The following is a 20,401-nucleotide window of genomic DNA, read 5'->3' on the forward strand; positions in this document are numbered from 1 at the left end:
TCAAATCCGACAACGCTCGTTTTGCACCCCGGACGCGGGCGCTGCAGCGCCCGGGCGCCGGAAACACACAAGGTAACACAAGGCAGGAATGCCGCAGAGTTCACCGAGCGGCACCAGCACACCTGGCCAGTCTGCAACCATCGTCATAGTCAATCAAAAAAATGGCGGCATTGGCGATGGCGGTAGTGGCGGGCCGCAGCTGGACCAGCGTCGTCGTGTAGGACGCCCATGTCACCAGCCGGGAAATTCAATCGCAAGGCGGAAGGGGGCGCCGCGGCACGCGCATGGAGCGGCTCCTTGCAATCGTAAATGCCGAGTTTCTGCTACCGCCTGAGGGACCTAACGGCGCAAAGCTCAACCTAATGGGCGCGAAGCGGGCGATGGTGACAGCCCTGGCCATAGCCGACGCAGTCATGATGTCCATCTGCTCATCCCTTGGCCGCCATCCATGTCGAGTGGTCCGTGGCCAGGCTCTTCTGACGGCGCGCAAAGTGAACGCATGTCCGAAACCTGACAACGGCGGCAAATATGTCGGGTTCAATACAACCGGCCGTCTTCGTCGCATGGTTGGTTCAAGTGAAATCACCCATTGCTGCACGCTGAGCACACTGGCACAGCCTTTGCCAATGGAGATGCGGCAACACTGGATGCGGCAAGACTGAGCAAACGCTCAAGGCGCGCAGATGCGCGAGATGAATGATGCTCGCTTTCCTTGAACCCGTGTGCCCCTCGTAGGGAAAACAAACTCGCGCCCAAAGTCGCGCAACCTTTGGCAATAGCCTTGGAGAGCAACATGGCATTGCAGATGGAACCACAGGCTCCCCCGATCAAGGTCGAGACCTGGCCGGGTGGCGAGCCGCTTGCGCGTTTCCAGCCCGGCAAAGTGTATGTCGTCGAGTTTTGGCCGACTTGGTGCGGACCATGTACGGCGGCGGCGCTCCAACTGGGGCAGGTGCAGGAGAAATACAAGGACGCCGGAGTTGAGGTCGTCGGAGTCGCGGCTGATGAAAACGCTTCCTCGCCCGTTGAGGCTCGAGCCAAGCTGGGCGCGTGGTTGGCCGAAAGGTGCCCGGATCTAAACTATCGCATCGCATTCCACCCTACAGGCGAAATGAACAAGCTTTGGAGGGGGCCCAGCTTTTCGATCGGAATTCCGACCTCGTTCGTGATCGACCGAGACGGTCACATCGCCTTTATCGGCCATCCGAGGCATCTCGACGAGGTTTTGCCGAAGGTACTGAACGGCAGCTGGCGCGCCAGTGATGAAGCGAAGACCGCCGACACTGCGCGGATCGCCAGAAGCGGTGCACTAGCATGCGAACAGGCCTTGAAGGAGCCAATCGTTGACAGATTCTGGGCGGCGATAAAGGCAGAGGATTGGACGATGGCGCTCTCGGCGATCGAAGAGGGCATCGCCTTGGTGCCGGACGATATCAATTTTCGCCTGGCTCATGTGCATCTGTTAATTCACACGATGCACGACATGCAGAAAGGCATGCCCGTCATGCGCCAATTGGTTCGCGACGCAATCGACAGAAACTCCGAGAACTGGATGCTTGCAGCGCTAGGCCAGCTCTTCGGTCCGGCGCACGACCATTCGCACCTTCCATCTGCTGAGCGCTTCGCGATGGGCAAAAAGCTGTCCGAACACATCCTGGCACTCAATCCCCCGCAAGGCGACGGCCCTAAGTTCCGGTCCTATCCGGCGGTCGCTAGGTACTATTACGACAGCGGCAATAAGGATCGCGCGATCGAGTTACTCAGGTTGGCATTGCAGTCGCTGGACGGTCCGGAGCTTATTCCGGACGCCCTGAAACAGCACCTTCTTCCGGATTTGCTGCAGACCCTGGCCAGCTACAAGGCTGGGAGGGCCGTTACAGCGCTCTCTTTGCGGCTTCGAAAAACATTTTCCCCCCGGCATCAAGGCGCGATCGGCCGGAGAAAATACATAAAAAGAGGCGTCAATTTGAATGTTTACTGGCCAATTCGTCGATTTCCCTGGCGTGACCGCAGCAAGTAGGCGCCATGCAGCACCGGGTGGATCGTTTGCGGCAGGTTCAAAGCGCGAATTTTGCGATGACCTGCACCCGCGTCGCGGCGCAAGTGATGTTGGACGCGAATTTTCGCCGTGGTGGATGGCCTCGCGGTCGAAGACGCGTCCAAGACCGGTCACCCGGACATCAATTGCTTGGAGTTGCCCGCTCCCAGCCGGGCATCGGCCAACGCGTATGTGCCCGAACTAGGCGTTGCCGAAAAAGGAAATTCGAGGAAGAGGGCTGAAATGGGGAGGATATGAAATTGCCCGAAGCCGCGATCTGCCCTGCTAGCAACGAGGACGAGGCGGCCCTTGCCACCCCGTTCGTCAAATGCCTCGTGCGGCTGATCCGTGCTGAGGAGTCCTACTGCTTATGGGAAGGCAAATCGGATGCAGCGCTGCTGGCCGGCTTCATCGTCACCAGAAAAACCCGCCGCGCGATCCCTGGCATGGGCTATCCCGATGCCCACGCGCTGTGGAGGCTCGACATGTTTTACAGCGCCGTCGGGCTTGCGATCGCGGAGCGTCTCCGCCTGGTGACATCGCCAATTGTGGAGGCCAAATCCGTGAGGCCTGTGGGCGCGGGCTTGTCGGTGCCGGGCGTTGGATCGTTCTGTCCGGACATCCACCGGTTCGGCTTCGAGACATTCCGACAACTCGCGGAGGCCGGTACGAGACTGGTCGACGATGCGACCGCAGACACCGAAGTCAGTCCCGACGTCTCGCTGGTGTGACGGAAGCCGTTTTCGAGGAGGATTAATGTCAAACCTTGAAGAGCTGCAGAAGAAGGTCCGCAAGCTGCAGTCACGTGCGGGAACCGCAAAGATGGAGTTGCACGACCTTGCCGAAGACCTCCCGGTCAACTGGACCGAGATTAAGGTGATTGCCGAGAGAACGTTCGCCGTTTTTGCCGAGTTGGACGCCGCCAAGAGAGATCTGGCTGCATCGGAGAATGCGCGATGACGAGCGCCTTCGTCACCCGCGACGGCTCCAAATGGATGCCGCAATATCTCACCGCTATCGATGGCACGACCTGCATCGGTTGCGGACGCTGCTTTAAGGTTTGCTCGCGCGAGGTCATGCACCTTTACGGAGTCGATGAGGCAGGCGAAATCCTCGGCCCCTGCAACGACGAAGACGACGACTTCGATGGCGAGCTCAATCGCATGATCATGGTCGTCGATCATGCCGGCCGCTGTGTCGGCTGCGGAGCGTGCTCCCGCGTCTGCCCGAAGAACTGCCAGACACACCTTGCCGCCGACAAGGTCGCTGCATGATGTGGCGAGAAACCAGGAGAACGGCGTTGTCCTTCAAAATCTTTTATCGCACTTTTTGGGTGGTCCTGTGCGGCAACGCTTTGGCTGTCTATTTTGCTTCTCATTCCATCCGCACAGTAGTCGTCACGACGCTGGCTTGTTCGCTGCTCCTCCAAATCGTCTATTTCGCAAGCGTGCTCTTTCTGATCTGGCGGTCTGGCGGCCATAGCAGATTTGGCCAAAGGGCTGAACATGTTGGATCTGCGACGCAGTTGGAATATCAGCTGCCAGACGATGATGAGGTGGTGACGAATAAATCTTCTGATGTGCCTCCGGTCTTTCCGATAGGCGGCATATCGCTGCTCCACTAAGGCGATGACGAGATCGAAGTCAGATTCACCCCATTTCCGATCAATCCTGAACATCGGTTGGATCTTTCAAGGAATACTATGCTGGGTGCGGTGGACGGCGACGGCATTCCGTCGTTCCAATCCCGGCGATGCAGTTTTTCAGTGCGACAGGCATTGCTAGGGACGCCGGCCTGGCCGTTGCGTGTCGAGACGGCGAATGAAGCGATGAATGTACCAAGCTCTTCTAAGACGTCGGAAAGAGCAGCTGACCTCAGATCAAACATGCCGCTTAAGCTGATGTGCATAGCTAGTCTCGGCTCATTCACGCATCGCGGGAGAGAACATGCTCGAAAAGTTCGAACGCTATCCGCTTACCTTCGGACCGACGCACATCGAGAAGCTCGACCGGCTCAGCAAGCATCTGGGTGGAAAGGTCGAAATCTACGCCAAACGCGAGGACTGCAACTCCGGACTCGCGTTTGGCGGAAACAAGCTGCGCAAGCTCGAATACATCATCCCAGACGCCATCGCCTCAGATGCCGATACGCTTGTCTCCATCGGCGGCGTGCAGTCCAACCACACGCGAATGGTCGCCGCAGTCGCCGCCAGGATTGGCATGAAATGCCTCCTGGTTCAGGAGAGCTGGGTTCCACATGAGGATGCCGTCTACGATCGGGTCGGCAACATTCTCTTAAGCCGCATCATGGGCGCAGAAGTGCATCTGGTCGACGAGGGCTTTGACATCGGCATCCGCCACAGTTGGGAAAAGGCGCTCTACGAGGTCAAGGCACGGGGCGGCATACCCTATGCGATACCAGCTGGCGCGTCCCTTCACCCATATGGTGGTCTCGGCTACGTGGGATTCGCAGAGGAGTTGCGCGCTCAGGAGAAACAGCTTGGGTTTGCATTTGACTTCATTGTCGTTTGCACGGTCACGGGCTCGACTCACGCCGGCATGATCGTCGGATTTGCCCATGACGGGCGACATCGCAGCGTCATCGGTATCGATGCCTCTGCCACTCCCTCGCGAACCAAGGCGCAAGTGCTGGATATTGCCCAAAATACTGCGGAGCTCGTCGATCTCGGAATGGAACTGGTCGACGATGATGTGGTGTTGCTCGAGGAGTACGCTTACCCATGTTATGGCATACCGTCCCCGGAAACTAAGGATGCCATCCGTCTGTGCGCGCGGCTCGAAGGTATGATCATCGATCCCGTTTACGAAGGCAAATCGATGCAAGGAATGATCGACCTGGTCCAGAAAGGCTTTTTTGCCGAGGGATCGAGGGTTCTTTTCACGCATCTCGGCGGTGCGCCGGCGATCAATGGCTACGGTTACACCTTTCGAAACGGCTGACCCGCACGGGCCGCGTCAGCAGCGAGTCGGCTGGGAGTCGCCGCGACGGCTGCCGAGTGCGGAGCTAGCGCATCTGGGGCGGTCGGCGCAGCCGCCTATTGATATCGCCACGAACCGCAAACGCTTGGCGACGCTGGCGGGCAGCGCCCAAAATTCCAGGACCGCTTTGTGCCCGGCATCTGGGCGGTTACTCGATGCGGTCACTCGGCCGGAGCGGGCTGATTGCCGGGCCGCTCCGCCCGCGGCGGGTTTGGCGATCATGAAGGCTAGAAGAGCGCTGGCTAGGGCAGCCCTGAATGGGATGTGTTTCCGAGTTTTCCATCGCCCGAGTGCGGGTGGATGATCGCGCGGCTCAATGCCATGCGAGAAATCCAGCGCCAGCCTGTGCTGGAGAGTTCGCTGCGTGGGCGATCTCCGGAGAGAGCCTCCGCATGGAATTCGACATGCGGCCTTCTTCTCGATCGCGTTCGAAGAGAGTTTCCAGCCTGGCGTGACCGGCTGGGAGAAAGATCACATGCTCGATATGACCATGCTCGACCGGATCAGCGTTAGCGCGCTACCGCGAGAGATTGCGATCACCTCAAGCCTGACTGGCAGGCCGAACACTCTCACATGAGACATCGAAGTTGTGGATGGAAGAGTCCGCCACGCATGACCAGCGTCGTGACCACCTCGTGAGGAATTGTCTCGTTCACCCTCTGCCAACGGGGCGGGGATAGCTCTCGCCTGCTTTCGGTCGATAGTCCGTTTGTGCAAAACACGACAGTATCACGCCCGAAACGCGACAGTATCAGCTCCGACACACGACTGTGTCGGAAGCGAATCGTGCGGTTTCCCAATGGTTCTTCTCGTTGGCACGACAAATGCAGTGCTCTTCGCAGAGCGTCTGTACCCGCGAGTGACGAGAAGTCATCCCGCGCGCACAAACGACAGAGTCTACGGTATCGGACACCAGGAGAGAACATGATGACAAAAGTGCGGACGGTTGCGGCGCAGGGTGCGATGGCGCTCATCGTCCTGATGGGGGTGGGTCAGCAGGCTTTGGCGGCAGACCCTGCGCAACGTTACGTCGCACAGGACCAGGGAACAGTGGAGGCGTCGAGCCCGTGGCAGATTCGCGTGCGCGCGTTGGGAGTGAAAACCAACGATTCAGGTTACGTCGGCGGGATTGCCGGTTCCAATCTCTCCTATTCAGACACCGTGACGCCAGAATTCGACATCTCCTATTTCTTCACCGAAAACATCGCTGCCGAACTCATCCTCGCCACTACCTACGCCAACGTTGATGGCACTGGAGCAATCGGCGCACTGGGGAATGTCGGCAAGGTATGGGTACTGCCACCCACGCTCTCGCTGCAGTATCATATCACCCACTTTGGGGCCTTCCGACCCTATGTCGGCGCCGGCCTGAACTACACCGTCTTCTACAATCAAAGTGTCGGCAGCGCCGATGCTCTCCATGTGAAGAACACGTTTGGTGCCGCGCTGCAGGTCGGCTTCGACTACATGCTGGATCGGCACTGGGGGATCAACGTCGATGTCAAGAAGCTTTTTCTGGAACCAGATTTTACCGTCAAAGTGGCCGGCACCGATTTGAAGGGCAAGGCCAAGCTAAACCCTTGGTTGCTTGGTGCAGGTGTCACTTACCGCTTCTAACAGGTCGGCGATTCTTCGGCTCGATTTTAAAAGCGGCGAAAACGCCCAATGAAAGACTTGTGGGCAGACCTGATCCCGTCCAGGCTGTTCCTCAACCTTACGCCGTGCAATATGGGCGAGCGCCTCATTCGTAGGTGCTCGGCCCGGTCTAATGCTCGGCCTTCGACATGCATTTCATGCCATATTGCGGCGATAGCCATGTCGTGCGCAAGCTCACACACAAAGGCAAGCATCTGTCTTCGGTCGGCTTCTTCTTTTTGCTGGGCGCAGCATCGTCGTTGTGGGTTACGTGGTCATCGCAGCCACCCGGAACCAGCTTCACGTCTCCCACGACATTGGCGGCGTCATCGGCACATCGATTTCTGCGCTGTTCCTGCTGGTGACTGGATTTGACAACCTGCTTGTCCTGACAGGCATTTGGGCGGCGTTCTCGCGAGCGCGTCCGCCACACGCATATCTCGGTCACACCCAGCCAGCACAAAGAATGAGGAACCATGCCCGCGGATGATTTGATCCTGGCCAATGCCAGGATGCTTGACGGAAACGGCTTCGCCGGGGCGTCGGAATCGTGGCTGCGCATCGCGGATGGCGTGATCGCGGAAATCTCCGAGAAGCCGATCTCCTCAAAGGCGGCGCGCACCATCGACCTGAAGGGCCGCACCCTGATGCCAGGGCTTATCGACTGCCACGTCCATGTGACGGCGATCACCGTCGACCCTGGCCGCACGGCGATGCTTCCGGACGTGACGGTCGCCTTCGGCGCGGCGCGCATCATGAAGCAGATGCTGATGCGCGGCTTCACGACGGTGCGCGACGTCGGCGGGGCGACGCGGCCGCTGGCCCAGGCTGAGGAAGCCGGCCAGATCGAGGGACCGCGTCTCGTCTTCTGCGGCAAGGCGCTCTCCCAAACCGGCGGTCACAGCGACTATCGCGGCTTCGTCGACAACCGCAGCGCCGAGTCCCAGACCTACCGTCTCGGCGCGATGGGCCGGGTCTGCGACGGCGTCGACGCCGTTCGTCACGCTGCTCGCGACGAAATCCGCCAAGGAGCTCAGTTCATTAAGGCGATGGCTAATGGCGGCGTGTCGTCGCCGTCGGATCCCATCAGCTTCCAGCAGTTCTCGATATCAGAGCTGGAGGCCATCGTCGAAGAGGCGGCGAACGCTCAGACCTATGTCTCCGCGCATCTCTACACCGACGAGGCGATCTCGCGTGCCGTGCGGTGCGGTGTGCGCTCGGTTGAACATGCCAACTTGATCGAGCCGGCGACAGCGCGCCTCATGAAGGAACGCGGCGCTATCGCCTGCCCCACACTGGTGGCCTGCGAAGCGCTGCACAAGCATGCCAAGGCGCTGGGCCTGCCGGACGTGTCCGTCGCGAAGCTCGACGACGTCCGGCTGCGCAGCCGGGGCTCGCTCGAAATTCTCCAGAAGGCCGGGGTGACGATGGCGTTCGGCACTGATCTCCTGGGCGAACTGCACAAGTACCAGTCCGACGAATTCACGATACGCGCCGAGGTGCTGCCGCCGATCGAGGTGATCAGGTCCACGACGTGCCATGCGGCCGAGTTGCTGCGCATGACCGGCAAGGTCGGATCGCTCCAGGTCGGCGTGTTCGCCGACTTTATCGCCGTCGACGGTGACCCGCTGGAGAACATGTCGCTGCTCGGCGGCCAGGGCGACCACCTATCCCTCATCGTGAGGGCCGGACGCGTGGTAAAGAACACCATCGACGACAATAGCTGTCCCGAGCAGAACCGGCGGGCCCTTGACAACATTCCAAGCCCAGCTCCAGGCCACGATAGTTGCGATGATCAGAAAACCTTAAACGGTGGCGATTTTTGCCTTGGCGCGAAAAGTTGCTCGTCGAAAAGACTGCAGGAGAGAGCTCCCTGGGCTCCCGGATAAATTCACAGTCGACTATGCAACGGCTGAATCCTCGTCAGCTATTCGGAGCGGCTGCGGTTCGCCGCATCATATTCAAAACACGGAATGCGGCACACGCAGCGCCGTACCCGTTGTCGATGTTTACCACCGCAAATCCGGGTGCGCAGGAGGCCGGCGCCGCGTGGAGGGCGGTTTCTCCTTCGTTCGAAACCCCATACCCGGTCGAGGTGGGCAGGCACATGATCACGCCGGCCACAAGTACCGGCGGTGGAAAGTACGTCCCTGAGGACGATTCCAGCCCAGTACGCTTGGAAGGGCGCCATCCATGCCGGCGACCGCCACAATGACCGAAAAGGTCCGCAATTCGTCGACACTCTCCGACAACCGCCACAGGCCGGCCACGCCGATATCGATGAATTGCTTCGTCGCGGCACCGAGATAGGTGAGCGTTCGCGTAACTCCGGCCGACTGCGGCATATCCGAGCTGTCGGCTGATACCACCGCGATACGAGCCGGTTCACGTTCACCAACAGAGGCCCAGTTCAGGTAAGCTGTCCTCGAGATGTGATCGTAATCCAGCCTTTCGCGATAAGTGGGCGCCATGCGGGCGAAGACATCGGGTCCGAGGCGGGTCGTCAGGCACTGCGCGCCATGCGCCAACACTCGGTCGGCAACGGCACCGACTACATCAAGAGCCGCGCCGCGCTGACCTACCCCGTGACGGTTACAGACGTCAAGGCGGAGGCGAAGAAGCTTCTGTCGACCGATCCGACCGTCATGATCGTCAGGCCCCCGCGCTAATGCCGCCTCATTGCGTCTAGGCGTATGTGATCCGCAGGTGCCGCAAAGATAAGTCGAGCTGTGGCGTCTAGGCTGACGCCTCAACTCGTTGATCGCTTCGGATTGCTTGCAACCGAGCCAAACCCGTCCCTGCGTCGACTTGGCGCGCCAGCATTGACTGAGTTTGAGCTTCTGAGCACCCTGATTCCTCCCCGGGACAATTGCTGCTTTGCCCGGCCGTTGCATTGTCCGAAAATTGCCACAGCAAATCACTCGCGCGGCAATATGAGCCCTGGTTGCCGTGTGACATCGCTGGAGATGCCTCCCCGACCCTCCAGGCTTCAAAGCCACAGGCTCCCAGCGGTGCTCACTCGGTGGGGCTTCAACTGAGCCTCACTGATGCAGATTATTGCCGCCGAATTGTCGCACGATATCGTGATCCCGTCCTCGCATCACTGCACCAGCACAGTCTTTGACCGGTGCTTCTCAAGCGCGGCGGCAATGTGCCCAACTGATTGCCGTTGCCGCGGGTCAGGTCCTACACGATCCGAGATATGCCGGCCTTCGTTTACGGTCAAACACGTGGACGGCCCCGGCCGCGCGGCGTCTCCCAGATCAAGGTGGATATGGCTGACTGGCGGTTCGTCATACCCGACCTGCACGCGGTTGCGTCCGTCCTGCCGTGCCGATGTTCACAAAGCCTTGCGTCGATTTGCGAATGAGCCCCAGCATCAAATGTGCAGGCGGATGTGCGCCTTCATCTTGACGACTCGTACGGCGATTGTGAGGAGGCCCAAACGGCAATTGGGCGATGGCAAAGCTCGAGCACCCCGGCAAAGCGCGCAGGTGGAGCTGCTGGGCGAAACCCAAGGCTCGCCGCGATAGATGTTGCCCGGGAACAGCCCGAATGACTGCTTGTATGATCCCCTTTCCCCTCATTGCATCCTTAACAGCGTGCTGCCGTGAAATGCGCCGGCGAAGACAATGATTCCATCACTCAACACGCGCCGTATGTGGGCACGCCACAGGTTGGCGACAATCGCACGCAGGACCCAGGCGAACACCGGGGCCAGCCTTTCCGATGCTCTCGTTGCCCTACCGGATTCCAGGTTCTTACGACTATTAGAGGTCCGGAGGTTGTTCCTATTCGCCAAGATTGAGAGACGGTGTGATCGACCAATCGATTGAATCTGCGGCCCGCTGAAGTATTACCCGTGTCTGAGCATGATTGGATGAAACGGCGATGACATGTCCAATGTGGTCTCGGCAATCGCCTTTCCTGGCGATCCGCGCCTTAGGTTCGATATACCATTTAACCTCGGACACGCCTGAGACAGCAGAAGCCCGAGTGTCGCCGTCCACCCAATCGAACGTTCCATCGCGATCAGAAATCAGGAACCGCACGGCCGCCGTATCGGTCGGGCTCCTCCGCAAACTGCGTTGGGCGCCGGTCACAAGTTTGATGTGCTCGGCGATGAGATCCACGCCATAAGCCAGCTGAACCAATTCAGGAGCGGGCGAAGCTGGAAGATGCGGCCTAACTCCAATCACAACTGGACCATGCTTCGTCAACCGGAGCTCGATGTTTGTTGGCCCCCAGCCAAGGCCAAGAGCCTGGATGCAATTCAGCGAAACGTCGGAAATTTTTTCGCGCTCACCGTCATTAAGTACAGCGGGATAGACCCACTCACGGCAGATGAAACTTGGCCATTGACATAACTCAACCATGGCAATGCCAATTATTTCGTTCCCCATCATGTTAACGTTGTATTGTGGTCCTTGTATAAAATCCTCGACCAGTATCCGTTGCGCGGTGCGCTCGGTCTGCATCACCCCGAAAAGATTGGCCGTATGTGCTCCTAATTCCTCGAGATTTCTGCACAATTTAGCACGGGCGCTTCCGCTTCCTAAAGCCGGCTTAACGACTACCGGCAGTCCGATCTCACTCGCGAAGCTTTCAGCCTCAATCCCGTTCACTGCCGTCTGATATGCGGGTACTGAAACGCCGGCCTCCGAGAGAAGCTGACGTTGAGTGAATTTGTCGGTGCATTGTTGAATCGAAACAGGGCTCGGTCCCGGTAGACCGAAGTGCCGGCAGAGCTTACTGACTGTCGCGGAAGCTAAAACATCGTCGCTCGCAAATCCAGTAATACCAGCAATGTCATACCTTGTGCGCAGCCCGTAACACTCACGGATCAGAGCGTCGATATTGGCTGTATCGACGTCAATAGCCTCAATGCTTCTCGCCGCAACATATCCGTACCGAGCCGGATCTACCGCCAAGGTAATTGGGTGAAGCCCGAGACGTTCAGCCGCTTGGATGCAGAGCGGACCATTGCCCCTATCACCTTCTACGAGGATGAGCGCTTTTCTTAACACGAACTTGGACTCCGATATGCGTTTTGTGCGGCAGCCAGGAACGCAAGGAAGTACTGCCCCCGATTTCAGACTTGGCTGTTAGGCCATGGCAACAGGCTCCGCCGATGAGGGCTAGGCGCTGCTAAGTACGTGGTTCACCAACGCGCGCGAACACTGCTTGCCTTTTGCTTGATCACGCCGGTGGGGCGAGTGCTCGTCAGCCAACGCATGTTCTCATCCTCCTTAGTTGCAGCCGACCAGGCGCCAATATCCGCCAACCGCGGGTGGGACTGCCCTCAAAAAACTGGATGTTTCTCGCTATCCGACCGGGAATGAGGCCAACCCACGTCGGACTACCCCTACCTTCATGGAAGACTTAGTTTGGCAGTGCGGCCACCATCCACGACAAAGATCTGGCCGGTGACAAATGCAGCGTCGTCGGAGGCAATCCATGCGACCATAGCCGCGACCTCCTCAACCCGACCGGTTCGTCCCAACGGATGAATGGTACCCAGCCTTCCTCGGGCCTGCTTCGGCAACGCGGCGACGAAATTGGCGTTGAGCTCCGTATCGATCCATCCAGGAGCCACGCCATTGCAGCGCACGCCGTCTGGCCCCCCATCGACTGCCACGGCACGCGTCAGGCCGTGCAGGCCTGCCTTCGAGGCACAATAGGCGGCGTGCCCTGGGTTGGAGGCCAATCCCTCTATCGAGCCGATATTGACAATTGAGCCGCGGCTTCTCCGAAGGTGAGGCATGGCGCGACGGATCAGCAGAAAAGGAGCATCAAGATTGAGCGCCATTGTGCGTTGCCACTCGTCGAGCCCCATCTCGTCTACCTTTGCCTCAACCATCCGCCCAGCGTTGTTGACGAGGATATCCAGGCGGCCGGCCTTTTGAACGACTTGGTCAATCACCATGTCCGAAACCTCGGGATCGCAAAGATCCGCGACGATCGCTTCTACATCGCCGGTCTCTTCAAGCTGAGCCCCAAATACTCTGGCTCCCCCGCTAACAAGCCTACCGGCGATTGCCGCCCCAATGCCCCTGCTGGCCCCGGTCACCAAGGCGACTCTCCCGACAAAAGGCTTCATGCGAGTGCCCTCTCGCCGTTCACCCCGCCAACCGCCCCGTCCATGAGACGCTCGCAGGAGCCCGGTTTGACCCGAACACCTTCCGACGCATAGCCGAGGCGACCCCTTCGTCCGGTCGGCCAAGCGAGCATCGGCTTGTGCATCGCCATGAGCGACCGCCTGACGAACAGAGTTCCTGCCTTCGAAGGCTCGGGCAGCTTATGGCTAACCGCCTGTCGCGTCGGAAACGCAAGATTTTCAATCAGCGCTGACGGCCTGATCTGATCGCCGTGCGCTCGAAATGCCAGGCCAATCTGGCGCCCCCATTGGTTGCCGTTGATCAATCCGAATTGAAATTTTGCCATCTTAGCTAAAGCTCCTTCTTCGTTAGGTGCTGAGCCTTCGTTCCATTCCAGAGTGATTTCAAAAGCGTCCGAAAAACGATCCTTGTGTAAAATCACTGTAATCGATGCCAATTCGTTCAGCACTGCGATGGGATCCATTTGCAGTAACGCATTGGCCGGAAAGCCATGCTATCGCTCCTTTTTATGCTTTCTCTTCGGCCCGCGCCGCGGACGCGGCTTGAGGAAATTGGTTTGCGGAGCTGCACAGAGATTGCCGTAACAAACCTCCTCACCCTTGTGGTTGGCCAAGGCCTGCACCAAATTTGGTAGAAGGTGCTGTTTCAGTTCGTCCAGCATAGGTTCCGGACTGTCCAGCGACTTCAGTGCGATCTCGACCAACTCAATCGCGCGATCTTGGTTGCCGCTCTCGTGATAGTATCGAGCGACTGCCGGATATGTCCGGAACTTGCGGCCGTCGCCATGTTGTGGATTGAGTGCAAGGAGCTTCTCTGCCAGCTCGTTGCCGAGCGCAAAACGCTCAGGTGACGGAAAATGCGAGTGATCATGCGCCGGACCGAAGAGTTGGTCTAGTGTTGCCAGCATCCAATGTTCGGAGTTCCTTTCGATGGCGTCGCGAACCAATTGGCGCATGACAGGCAACCCGGTCCGCATATCCTTCATTCTGTGAAGCAATAGATGCGCATGAGCCAGGCGGTAATTGATGTCGCCGGGCATCAAGGCGGCGCCCTCCTGGACCGCCGAGAGGGCCGTACCCCAGTCCTGGTTCCTCACGGCCGCCCAAAATCTCCTATTGATCGATTTAGCTTGTTCGCTCGTTGTGAGTTCTCCCTCCGCGATCCACTTCGCGTTGGCTGGGGCATTAGCCGCGCCAGCTGCCGCTGAGCACTCTTCGAAAGGCGTCATCGAGTTCTGTCCGGTGACCGATAAAGACTATACGGCCATCTAGATCGGTCAGAAACAAGGTCGGAGCTGCGGCAGAAAAGCTGGCATCCAGCCAAGGCTTTTCCATTTCGCCTGTGTAGTCGAGCGCTATCGGGCAATTCAAGTTCGACCACTTTTGCCTCAACGGCGTCCGGCTTGGCTCGCGCCTCAACCGACGTTAGCGTGCGTTCGTGAACTTTGGCTCCGATGACCTCTAGGCAACTGTCCTTGAAGCTTTCCTGCAACTGCATCGGGTGGCGCGTCGCCGAACATCCGACGACGTACATTTCGTTGGACTGAAAATGTGCGATAGGCTCGCCGCGCAGCCAAGTCTTCAAATTGATCGGAGGAAGCGGCGACCCCATCTGCAAAAACACATTGCTCTCCAACGTCATTGCGCGGTTTTACGGCCCAAGCTGTTCCTGAGAGACGTTGCACCCGGGCCAACTGAAGGAGCGTTTCGATCGTCATGCGGGCCGCGATGCGGTCAGCCGTCAATCAGTTTTGCACATCTCGATTAGCAAGGTCTGTGCCAGCGTGCTGAACGCCCAGTGATTGCATAATAGGCCTGAATGACAACCTTGTAACGCAAGAGGGCCGAATGTAGTGAAACCGACATTTTGCCGGTTTTTGTCTTGAACCGGACATTTTGTCAGCCGATGGCGGTTTCTGGCCGTGTACAGTCGTCGCCTCACGGCGATGGCACAACAGCACTGATGAGGATCAGCCTGCGCGGATCTCCATCTTGGCCGGACCACGACCCCGAAACCGGATACATTGCAGACTGAACAGAGTTATCTTCAAAATACCCCTTGCGAACGCGGCGGGCCGTTCACGAACCCTCGCGTCTTTCAGGCAACACCACAAGCAAATAATGGACATTTCGACTCGTGTGTTGGAGAATTTCCAGCTGCTATGAACGACGAGCTTGGGGAGCAATCCTATCTCTCTTGGAAGGTATCACGGGCTCCTTGAGGTATGGTGCGTAGAATCCGGACACGAGCAAAGGATGATCACGAGGCAGCGTGGAGAAGCCTCCGGCTGAACCTTGGCAATTTTTCGATGAGCAAAGACACACCGATACCCCGATGCACTCGAATTCCGATGTTGCGTAGTTCCACGTCACTTCGGCTTCGGCAGAGATCCGCCGAATGGCAACAAAGTCGTAGGCGCCGAAGCGATTAGGCACAATCGCGAGGTTCGGGTCACAAGAATGATTCACAATGACAGCCGGCTCCTGAAAGAGAGCGTGGACATTCCAGTCCAATTGAAACGAATTCGTCGTTCGTGTCGTCTCCATCCGCTCGACTAGCCCTATGATAACAATCTCCCCTGGCAAGAAGTCGCGGGCGGTGAATACCCCGCGCCCTCTATCGCCACCCGTGCTGAGGATTCTTACGTTGTGGGCATTGAGCTGCTTTGCGCAGGCGACATCATCCGTTAAAATAGACAAGACTTCGCTTATGTTAGAACTTGGCACGGCCTATTTCCTTTCAATCAAAGAGTAATACCGGTGAGATGAGACTCTTAAGTTGTAGAGAGTGACACTCTGTCTTCTGGGGCGTTTTTGCTCGGCATTCCCAAACAGTGCTAGGCTACGAGCTGTGGATTTGGCGATCCTACTTGCCACGAAGGAACATTACACGCCATGGCTTGTAGCGTTCCTTCCTTCGGCGATTCCCCGACATGAATGCCTGTCGGCAGCGCCGCTGCCCCACTAAAGAACCCTCAAAGTCCGTGCCAATTTGACGGGTCGAGCCGGAGAAAAAATTTCGTGATGCCTTGCGGCCATCTGTCTTAGGCAAACAAGAGAATGGCTAAACGAGAGGTCTTTAGCGTTCCTGACAAACCTGACACGAGATGTCTCATGGTGTGCTGGACGAGGCTCTGGCTCCGACCGTGGAGGGCAGGAGACGTGATGCGATTTGATCGGCCGCCGCAGGGGGCGGTCTATGCTCGTCCAGCTGCCATCGAACTGGCGGGGTCGCACAATTTTGCCCGAAACGGAGTCCGAGGGCGACCATCGCAGTTTATGCGTCTCTCTGTGCGAGAATCGAGAAGTGCAGCCGACAAAGTCTGGCGGGCAGCTCGATGACAAGATGTGCACCAGCCTTCGCCGTTGGGATAGATGCCTGCGGCCTTGCTCACGCTTTGGCCAAATGAGCGTAACTTGCTGCGAAACGTCGGAGTTTATGTTCGCCGCAAGTTACCGGGTGGTAGCGCTGTGGGTTGTTGTCCGTGACACATGATTTTAATGGCTCGATGACCGCATCGAAGTCAGCGTCGATAAAGAAGGGGACTGAGTATCGCTCGCGCCCCGAGCTATTAACAACGCGATGGATGTTAGCCAGGTAGACATCGTTGGTGAGCCGCTGAATTAGGTCCCCGATGTTGATTATGAAAGTACCTTGGATCGGCGTGCCTTGTACCCAATCGCCATCTCGGTTCAGGACCTGAAGGCCGCCCACGTCATCCTGTGCCAGTATGGTCAAATTGCCATAGTCTGTGTGGGCGCCAATTCCGATCATATCCTCGCTAACATGGCCGCTCTGCGGCGGGTAGTGGAGCAGGCGCTGAATGCTGATCGGGTTGCGCATGAGATTCTCGAAATAGCCCTCCGACAGGTCCAAACTGAGGGCAATTCCTTGCAGAAGTTTTTTTGCGAGGGCCACCATCCTTTGATGGTATCCATATGTCAGTTCCCGAAACTCGGGCCAACTTGAAGGCCACTGGTTAGGACCGAAAAACGGACCTTCCAACACCGAACGCTCAGGGCCGAAGTCGAAGCACTCCTTAAGGTCTTTGGTCTTGCCAGGATCGGTGTTCTCCCCAAATGGCTCAATGTAGCCACGAAAGGCCACGTCTGACTTGCTAATGTGCAGTAGTAGTTTCTCCAAAAGTGGCAGGTCAAAGAACCTGCGGCTTACCGTGAAAACCGAGTCGATCAAATCCTGATGAATACCATGGTTCTTAACATACATGAAGCCGGCGTTGGATAGTGCCCATCGTATGTCCCGAGAAACCGTGTGTTTGTCAGTGCCATCGAGCAGTGGGCCTATATCAACGATCGGTATTTTGTCAAAGCGTTCCCGCCGCGCATGCAACTTGTCGTCTAGACTGACTAAGAGATCTTTGGACATTGGTTTACCTGTTTAACAATGGGAAGTTTACGCTCCGTGGCCGAGCGCCGAGACGTGAAAAGACGTCGAGATAAGTGACGCAGTCCGTAGGCACAGGCCCATTCCGATAGAAGTGCGACAAGCGACAAACGTCGGCGTCGAGGGTAGGGGCGTCCTTGGTGCGCTGTCGTGGCGGTTTGCCCAGTTCTGTGTTATCAACGGTATTCATGGCAGCTCTTGCCTTTTAGGGTCGTCATGAGCAGCGCGCCGTCTGCACATGCCGCTAACTGCCAATGGGGCATCAAAGCTCGTGCCAGTTGGGCCAAAGGTCGTCCAAGAAATCACGTTATGAGCATTTTCCGATATTTGGGCTGAGGCGCGCTGACAGGTTGGATCTAGCCAGGCGTGTATGGTTGACGACAGACCTGACATTGTGGGACTTGAAGTTACCTTACGTTGACGTCGCCGCGGAAGCGGGGCCTCAGCGGGCGTTCGGAGAACTGGGCGAGATGCCGCGCGCGCTGCTGTATTTCCGGGCTTCACAGGGGACAAGCCATTCTGTAAGGATCATTGTCCTCGCGGTCGCGAACCAGCCCATTTCGACGTAATCACGGTCCGCCAGATGTCAGATGCGCTCCACCGCATCTTGCGCTTTGGAAACGTGGCTTACGCGCCGGACTCGCCCCGATCACGCCCTCCGCATCTCGCTACATTAGCAGCGACGTTCCGAGGCGTGTGTCAGGCGGTGAATGCTCCAAACAGGTCTGCATGGCCGTCAGGTGAGAACTCCGACTGAACTGACTTGGGGGTGGGCGAGCGCAGCCCACGTCATTTTTGGGCGAGATCGTGCCACTCCTCTTGCACCCGCTGTCCGCATCTCAAGTTGGTCTACGGCTGTCTTGAGGCCCACGAAGTTGATCGCCTGACCGATAGCGCCTCGGTTTCATTGACGACGCACTTCGTATCATTCCCTTCTTCCTTCGAAGTTGTCTGAGAATACCTCTAGTTAAAGATTCCCATCCGGTAACGCACGTGCCCATCTTCCTGGACATAGGAGTCATAGAGCCTACGCGCGCGGGCGTTGTCCTTATCGGCGTGCCAGTAAAGCCGCTCCCAACCGTTCTTTTTGCAAATTGCGACGAGGTCGTCGACGAGCGCCCGGCCAATGCCGGAACCGCGGAAATGCTCGTCAACATAAAGATCCTCGAGATAACAGTCATGGCCCTTGACCCACGACGAAGGGTGAGGGAAATGGATGGCGAAGCCTACAGGCGTGCTATCCTGCTCGGCAACCCGCATGTTCACCGGCGATGCCGGATCGATAATGCGCCTCCAGGCGGTCGCAGTCACCTCGGGATCAAGTGTCATCCCGAAGAACCGCACATGGCAGTCCCACAGTTTGCGCCAGGCACGTTCATGCTCCGGCCGCGCATCCCTGATCTCCAGTGCCATAGCGAATCCTTAAACGAAAAAGAACGGGAAACACCTGCGACCGATGTCCTTCCCAAGTTTGGTTATGACCGGCGGGTAAGCCGATCGGCTCAATTGTTATTGTATCCGTGATTATTATTCGATTCAGTGCACCTAACAGGCAATGCTCTCCCGCCAATCTGGTTACGGAAGTAGCCCATGATTGCGTGCAAAGTCCGAGCCAATGCCGCAGAACTTCCCAGTGGTCCGCTCCGGCAAGTAGGCGTTGAATCAAAGCAGCCTCTGGCACCTCATCACAATCAATTCGTAACCGCGGACGTGATTTAGCAATACAAGAGGTGCCTCAAGCTGCGCCCATCAAAGCTGGATCGAAGGGACATTTTGTGAGGTTTTCAACGCCGTTTTCTGTGATCAGCACCTGCTCTTCAAGTTTCACGCCCTCGTGCCCGCCAACCGTTCCAATGTATGACTCCACGCAAAGCGTCATGCCCGGTTCGAGCACATAGTCGAACGCTCCTGGGATGAAATCTTCCGGATACAGGATGGCAGGATACTCGTCGCAAAGGCCTATACCATGCATCATCACGCCATAGCGCTGCGCGACGAATTCCGCAGGGAGCCTGTGACTGCGTTCAGTGAGCTCCGTGAACGATATGCCTGGCTTGAGCATGGCTATATTTGCCATCATGTGCTCATAAGCAATTGTATGCAGCCTTCGCTGTTCGTCACTCGGTCGGCCGTCGCCACAGTACCACGTTCTGGAGAAATCCGCACACATGCCGTAAGGCCCAACAACATCGGTGTCGAATGCGACAAGGTCGCCTGTATTAATCCGACGTGGCCCAGCTTCCTGCAGCCACGGATTTGTACGAGGGCCCGACGTGAGAAGGCGCGTTTCGATCCATTCGCCACCACGGGCGATGTTCTCAGCATGAAGGAGAGACCACAATTCCGTTTCGGCGATACCTGGTTGCAAACGGTCGCGCATCTTGGCAACGGCAACCTCACAAGTTGCGATTGAACAGCGCATCGCGTTGATTTCGTCAATCCCCTTGAGAGCCCGCGCATGCTCCATAAGCTGCATGCCGTTGCACACCTCGATGCCGAAGGCGTCTAGAGCGCGCAGACCCGAGATCTCTATCTTGTCAACAGCCAGACGCCTGTTTTCGCCGCCAAAGCGGCGCAGCAGTTCATCGATCTGCCCGGCAAAATCCTTCGCCATGGCCTCTCCTTCGTCCCCGGCGACAAAGTAGTAAAAACCAGCGCCGCCTTCTCGGATCTCGTGGATGAGCGGGAGGTGCCTCGACAGCTGGCTGCAGCCGCGAAGGTCCCAAAGAATCACATGCCCGTCCGCCGATACAAAGACGGCTCGGGAAGTATTGTGCATGATCCAGATTTGCATGTTCGAAGAATCGGTAGCATATCGGATGTTCAGCGGATCGAAGCACAGCACTCCGATGTAATCCCGCTGACGGAGCTGCTGGACGATACGATCCAGCCGCGTCCTACGCATGCGGTCTAAATTGGGCGGTGTAAGACCCAGCGCGGACCACTCGGCAAAGGCCAGATCCGTCGGACCGATCTCCACTCGATCGTTGTCGTCGATGCTCCCGTCCGGCTTCAGAGCAATTCCCCTTCGTGTCGGATCGATTTTGCGGTTCAGGATAGAAAAAGAGGACACTTTAGGACTCCTATTGCCAGCTTGCCTTAGGCGGCCAACATCGTACAGCACGGTTGCAGTCCGGCCCGTGAGATCACCGTCCGCGAACATGCGGATTGCCTCAGCAGAGTTCTTCGCACTCTTATTGGCTTGA

At 57.7% G+C, this 20,401-nt stretch carries 20 protein-coding genes; 11 read left to right on the plus strand and 9 right to left on the minus strand.

Annotated features, from left to right (window positions below):
* Positions 1–380: 380 nt before the first annotated feature.
* From ACVMIM_RS11560 to ACVMIM_RS11605, 10 genes are all read left to right on the plus strand, one after another.
* Positions 381–662 (plus strand): hypothetical protein, encoded by a 282-nt coding sequence (locus ACVMIM_RS11560; RefSeq protein WP_476112017.1) that lies wholly within the window; start codon positions 381–383, stop codon positions 660–662.
* Between the two features lie 131 nt (positions 663–793).
* Positions 794–2,020, plus strand: coding sequence for a peroxiredoxin family protein (locus tag ACVMIM_RS11565; RefSeq protein WP_476112019.1), 1,227 nt, complete (start codon positions 794–796; stop codon positions 2,018–2,020).
* Between the two features lie 272 nt (positions 2,021–2,292).
* Complete coding sequence (locus ACVMIM_RS11570; protein WP_476112021.1) at positions 2,293–2,769, plus strand: DUF269 domain-containing protein; 477 nt, start codon at positions 2,293–2,295, stop codon at positions 2,767–2,769.
* A 25-nt stretch (positions 2,770–2,794) separates the two neighbouring features.
* Positions 2,795–2,998 (plus strand): CCE_0567 family metalloprotein, encoded by a 204-nt coding sequence (locus tag ACVMIM_RS11575; RefSeq protein WP_040971462.1) that lies wholly within the window; start codon positions 2,795–2,797, stop codon positions 2,996–2,998.
* Entirely contained in the window at positions 2,995–3,312 is a 318-nt protein-coding gene (gene fdxB / locus ACVMIM_RS11580) for a ferredoxin III, nif-specific (RefSeq protein ID WP_040998976.1), read from the plus strand. The genes ACVMIM_RS11575 and fdxB overlap by 4 nt, the downstream gene beginning before the upstream one ends.
* 26 nt (positions 3,313–3,338) lie before the next feature.
* Positions 3,339–3,662 carry an exopolysaccharide production repressor protein gene (locus ACVMIM_RS11585; protein WP_040999009.1) on the plus strand — a complete coding sequence of 108 codons (324 nt, stop codon included), beginning with the start codon at positions 3,339–3,341 and terminating at the stop codon, positions 3,660–3,662.
* A 322-nt stretch (positions 3,663–3,984) separates the two neighbouring features.
* Positions 3,985–4,998 carry a 1-aminocyclopropane-1-carboxylate deaminase gene (locus ACVMIM_RS11590; protein WP_476112023.1) on the plus strand — a complete coding sequence of 338 codons (1,014 nt, stop codon included), beginning with the start codon at positions 3,985–3,987 and terminating at the stop codon, positions 4,996–4,998.
* Positions 4,999–5,961: 963 nt separating this feature from the next.
* The gene (locus tag ACVMIM_RS11595; protein WP_476112025.1) at positions 5,962–6,654 is read left to right on the plus strand and encodes an OmpW/AlkL family protein; all 693 of its coding nucleotides are present in this window, start codon (positions 5,962–5,964) and stop codon (positions 6,652–6,654) included.
* 280 nt (positions 6,655–6,934) lie between these two features.
* The gene (locus ACVMIM_RS11600; protein ID WP_476112027.1) at positions 6,935–7,162 is read left to right on the plus strand and encodes a HoxN/HupN/NixA family nickel/cobalt transporter; all 228 of its coding nucleotides are present in this window, start codon (positions 6,935–6,937) and stop codon (positions 7,160–7,162) included.
* Positions 7,149–8,561 carry a metal-dependent hydrolase family protein gene (locus ACVMIM_RS11605; protein ID WP_476112029.1) on the plus strand — a complete coding sequence of 471 codons (1,413 nt, stop codon included), beginning with the start codon at positions 7,149–7,151 and terminating at the stop codon, positions 8,559–8,561. The genes ACVMIM_RS11600 and ACVMIM_RS11605 overlap by 14 nt, the downstream gene beginning before the upstream one ends.
* Before the next feature lie 222 nt (positions 8,562–8,783).
* Here the strand turns inward: ACVMIM_RS11605 and ACVMIM_RS11610 are convergent, their stop codons facing one another.
* Positions 8,784–9,143 carry a hypothetical protein gene (locus ACVMIM_RS11610; RefSeq protein WP_476112031.1) on the minus strand — a complete coding sequence of 120 codons (360 nt, stop codon included), beginning with the start codon at positions 9,141–9,143 and terminating at the stop codon, positions 8,784–8,786.
* A 48-nt stretch (positions 9,144–9,191) separates the two neighbouring features.
* Here ACVMIM_RS11610 and ACVMIM_RS11615 point away from each other — a divergent pair, with 48 nt between their 5' ends.
* A complete protein-coding gene (locus tag ACVMIM_RS11615) occupies positions 9,192–9,341 on the plus strand; it encodes a hypothetical protein (protein ID WP_172833740.1) in 150 nt (49 codons plus the stop codon).
* Positions 9,342–10,463: 1,122 nt separating this feature from the next.
* On the opposite strand, the gene ACVMIM_RS11620 is transcribed toward ACVMIM_RS11615, so the two are convergent.
* From ACVMIM_RS11620 to dddP, 8 genes are all read right to left on the minus strand, one after another.
* Complete coding sequence (locus ACVMIM_RS11620) at positions 10,464–11,699, minus strand: ATP-grasp domain-containing protein (RefSeq protein ID WP_476112033.1); 1,236 nt, start codon at positions 11,697–11,699, stop codon at positions 10,464–10,466.
* Positions 11,700–12,043: 344 nt separating this feature from the next.
* Positions 12,044–12,772, minus strand: a complete 729-nt coding sequence (locus tag ACVMIM_RS11625; RefSeq protein ID WP_476112035.1) for an SDR family NAD(P)-dependent oxidoreductase — start codon at positions 12,770–12,772, stop codon at positions 12,044–12,046.
* The gene (locus ACVMIM_RS11630) at positions 12,769–13,254 is read right to left on the minus strand and encodes a hypothetical protein (protein WP_476112037.1); all 486 of its coding nucleotides are present in this window, start codon (positions 13,252–13,254) and stop codon (positions 12,769–12,771) included. Before ACVMIM_RS11630 ends, ACVMIM_RS11625 begins: the two co-directional genes overlap by 4 nt.
* A gap of 30 nt (positions 13,255–13,284) precedes the next feature.
* A complete protein-coding gene (locus ACVMIM_RS11635) occupies positions 13,285–14,019 on the minus strand; it encodes a hypothetical protein (RefSeq protein ID WP_244507860.1) in 735 nt (244 codons plus the stop codon).
* A gap of 931 nt (positions 14,020–14,950) precedes the next feature.
* Complete coding sequence (locus tag ACVMIM_RS11640) at positions 14,951–15,517, minus strand: SET domain-containing protein-lysine N-methyltransferase (protein ID WP_476112039.1); 567 nt, start codon at positions 15,515–15,517, stop codon at positions 14,951–14,953.
* 664 nt (positions 15,518–16,181) lie between these two features.
* Entirely contained in the window at positions 16,182–17,177 is a 996-nt protein-coding gene (locus tag ACVMIM_RS11645) for an isopenicillin N synthase family dioxygenase (RefSeq protein ID WP_476112041.1), read from the minus strand.
* 981 nt (positions 17,178–18,158) lie between these two features.
* On the minus strand, positions 18,159–18,608 hold the full coding sequence (locus ACVMIM_RS11650) for an N-acetyltransferase family protein (protein ID WP_476112043.1): 450 nt from the start codon (positions 18,606–18,608) through the stop codon (positions 18,159–18,161).
* 322 nt (positions 18,609–18,930) lie between these two features.
* Entirely contained in the window at positions 18,931–20,268 is a 1,338-nt protein-coding gene (gene dddP / locus ACVMIM_RS11655; protein ID WP_476112045.1) for a dimethylsulfonioproprionate lyase DddP, read from the minus strand.
* Positions 20,269–20,401: the final 133 nt, after the last annotated feature.

The organism is Mesorhizobium sp. USDA 4413, from assembly GCF_056280365.1.

What these genes read in the sequence shown, in the direction of transcription:
- ACVMIM_RS11605 (WP_476112029.1), top strand. Translation starts at nt 7,149, where the DNA reads ATGCCCGCGGATGATTTGATCCTGGCCAATGCCAGGATGCTTGACGGA.
- fdxB (WP_040998976.1), top strand. Translation starts at nt 2,995, where the DNA reads ATGACGAGCGCCTTCGTCACCCGCGACGGCTCCAAATGGATGCCGCAA.
- ACVMIM_RS11625 (WP_476112035.1), bottom strand. Translation starts at nt 12,772, where the DNA reads ATGAAGCCTTTTGTCGGGAGAGTCGCCTTGGTGACCGGGGCCAGCAGG.
- ACVMIM_RS11595 (WP_476112025.1), top strand. Translation starts at nt 5,962, where the DNA reads ATGATGACAAAAGTGCGGACGGTTGCGGCGCAGGGTGCGATGGCGCTC.
- ACVMIM_RS11590 (WP_476112023.1), top strand. Translation starts at nt 3,985, where the DNA reads ATGCTCGAAAAGTTCGAACGCTATCCGCTTACCTTCGGACCGACGCAC.
- ACVMIM_RS11610 (WP_476112031.1), bottom strand. Translation starts at nt 9,143, where the DNA reads ATGGCGCCCACTTATCGCGAAAGGCTGGATTACGATCACATCTCGAGG.
- ACVMIM_RS11650 (WP_476112043.1), bottom strand. Translation starts at nt 18,608, where the DNA reads ATGGCACTGGAGATCAGGGATGCGCGGCCGGAGCATGAACGTGCCTGG.
- ACVMIM_RS11565 (WP_476112019.1), top strand. Translation starts at nt 794, where the DNA reads ATGGCATTGCAGATGGAACCACAGGCTCCCCCGATCAAGGTCGAGACC.
- ACVMIM_RS11635 (WP_244507860.1), bottom strand. Translation starts at nt 14,019, where the DNA reads ATGACGCCTTTCGAAGAGTGCTCAGCGGCAGCTGGCGCGGCTAATGCC.
- ACVMIM_RS11570 (WP_476112021.1), top strand. Translation starts at nt 2,293, where the DNA reads ATGAAATTGCCCGAAGCCGCGATCTGCCCTGCTAGCAACGAGGACGAG.
- ACVMIM_RS11615 (WP_172833740.1), top strand. Translation starts at nt 9,192, where the DNA reads ATGCGCCAACACTCGGTCGGCAACGGCACCGACTACATCAAGAGCCGC.
- ACVMIM_RS11630 (WP_476112037.1), bottom strand. Translation starts at nt 13,254, where the DNA reads ATGGATCCCATCGCAGTGCTGAACGAATTGGCATCGATTACAGTGATT.
- ACVMIM_RS11645 (WP_476112041.1), bottom strand. Translation starts at nt 17,177, where the DNA reads ATGTCCAAAGATCTCTTAGTCAGTCTAGACGACAAGTTGCATGCGCGG.
- ACVMIM_RS11575 (WP_040971462.1), top strand. Translation starts at nt 2,795, where the DNA reads ATGTCAAACCTTGAAGAGCTGCAGAAGAAGGTCCGCAAGCTGCAGTCA.
- ACVMIM_RS11560 (WP_476112017.1), top strand. Translation starts at nt 381, where the DNA reads ATGGTGACAGCCCTGGCCATAGCCGACGCAGTCATGATGTCCATCTGC.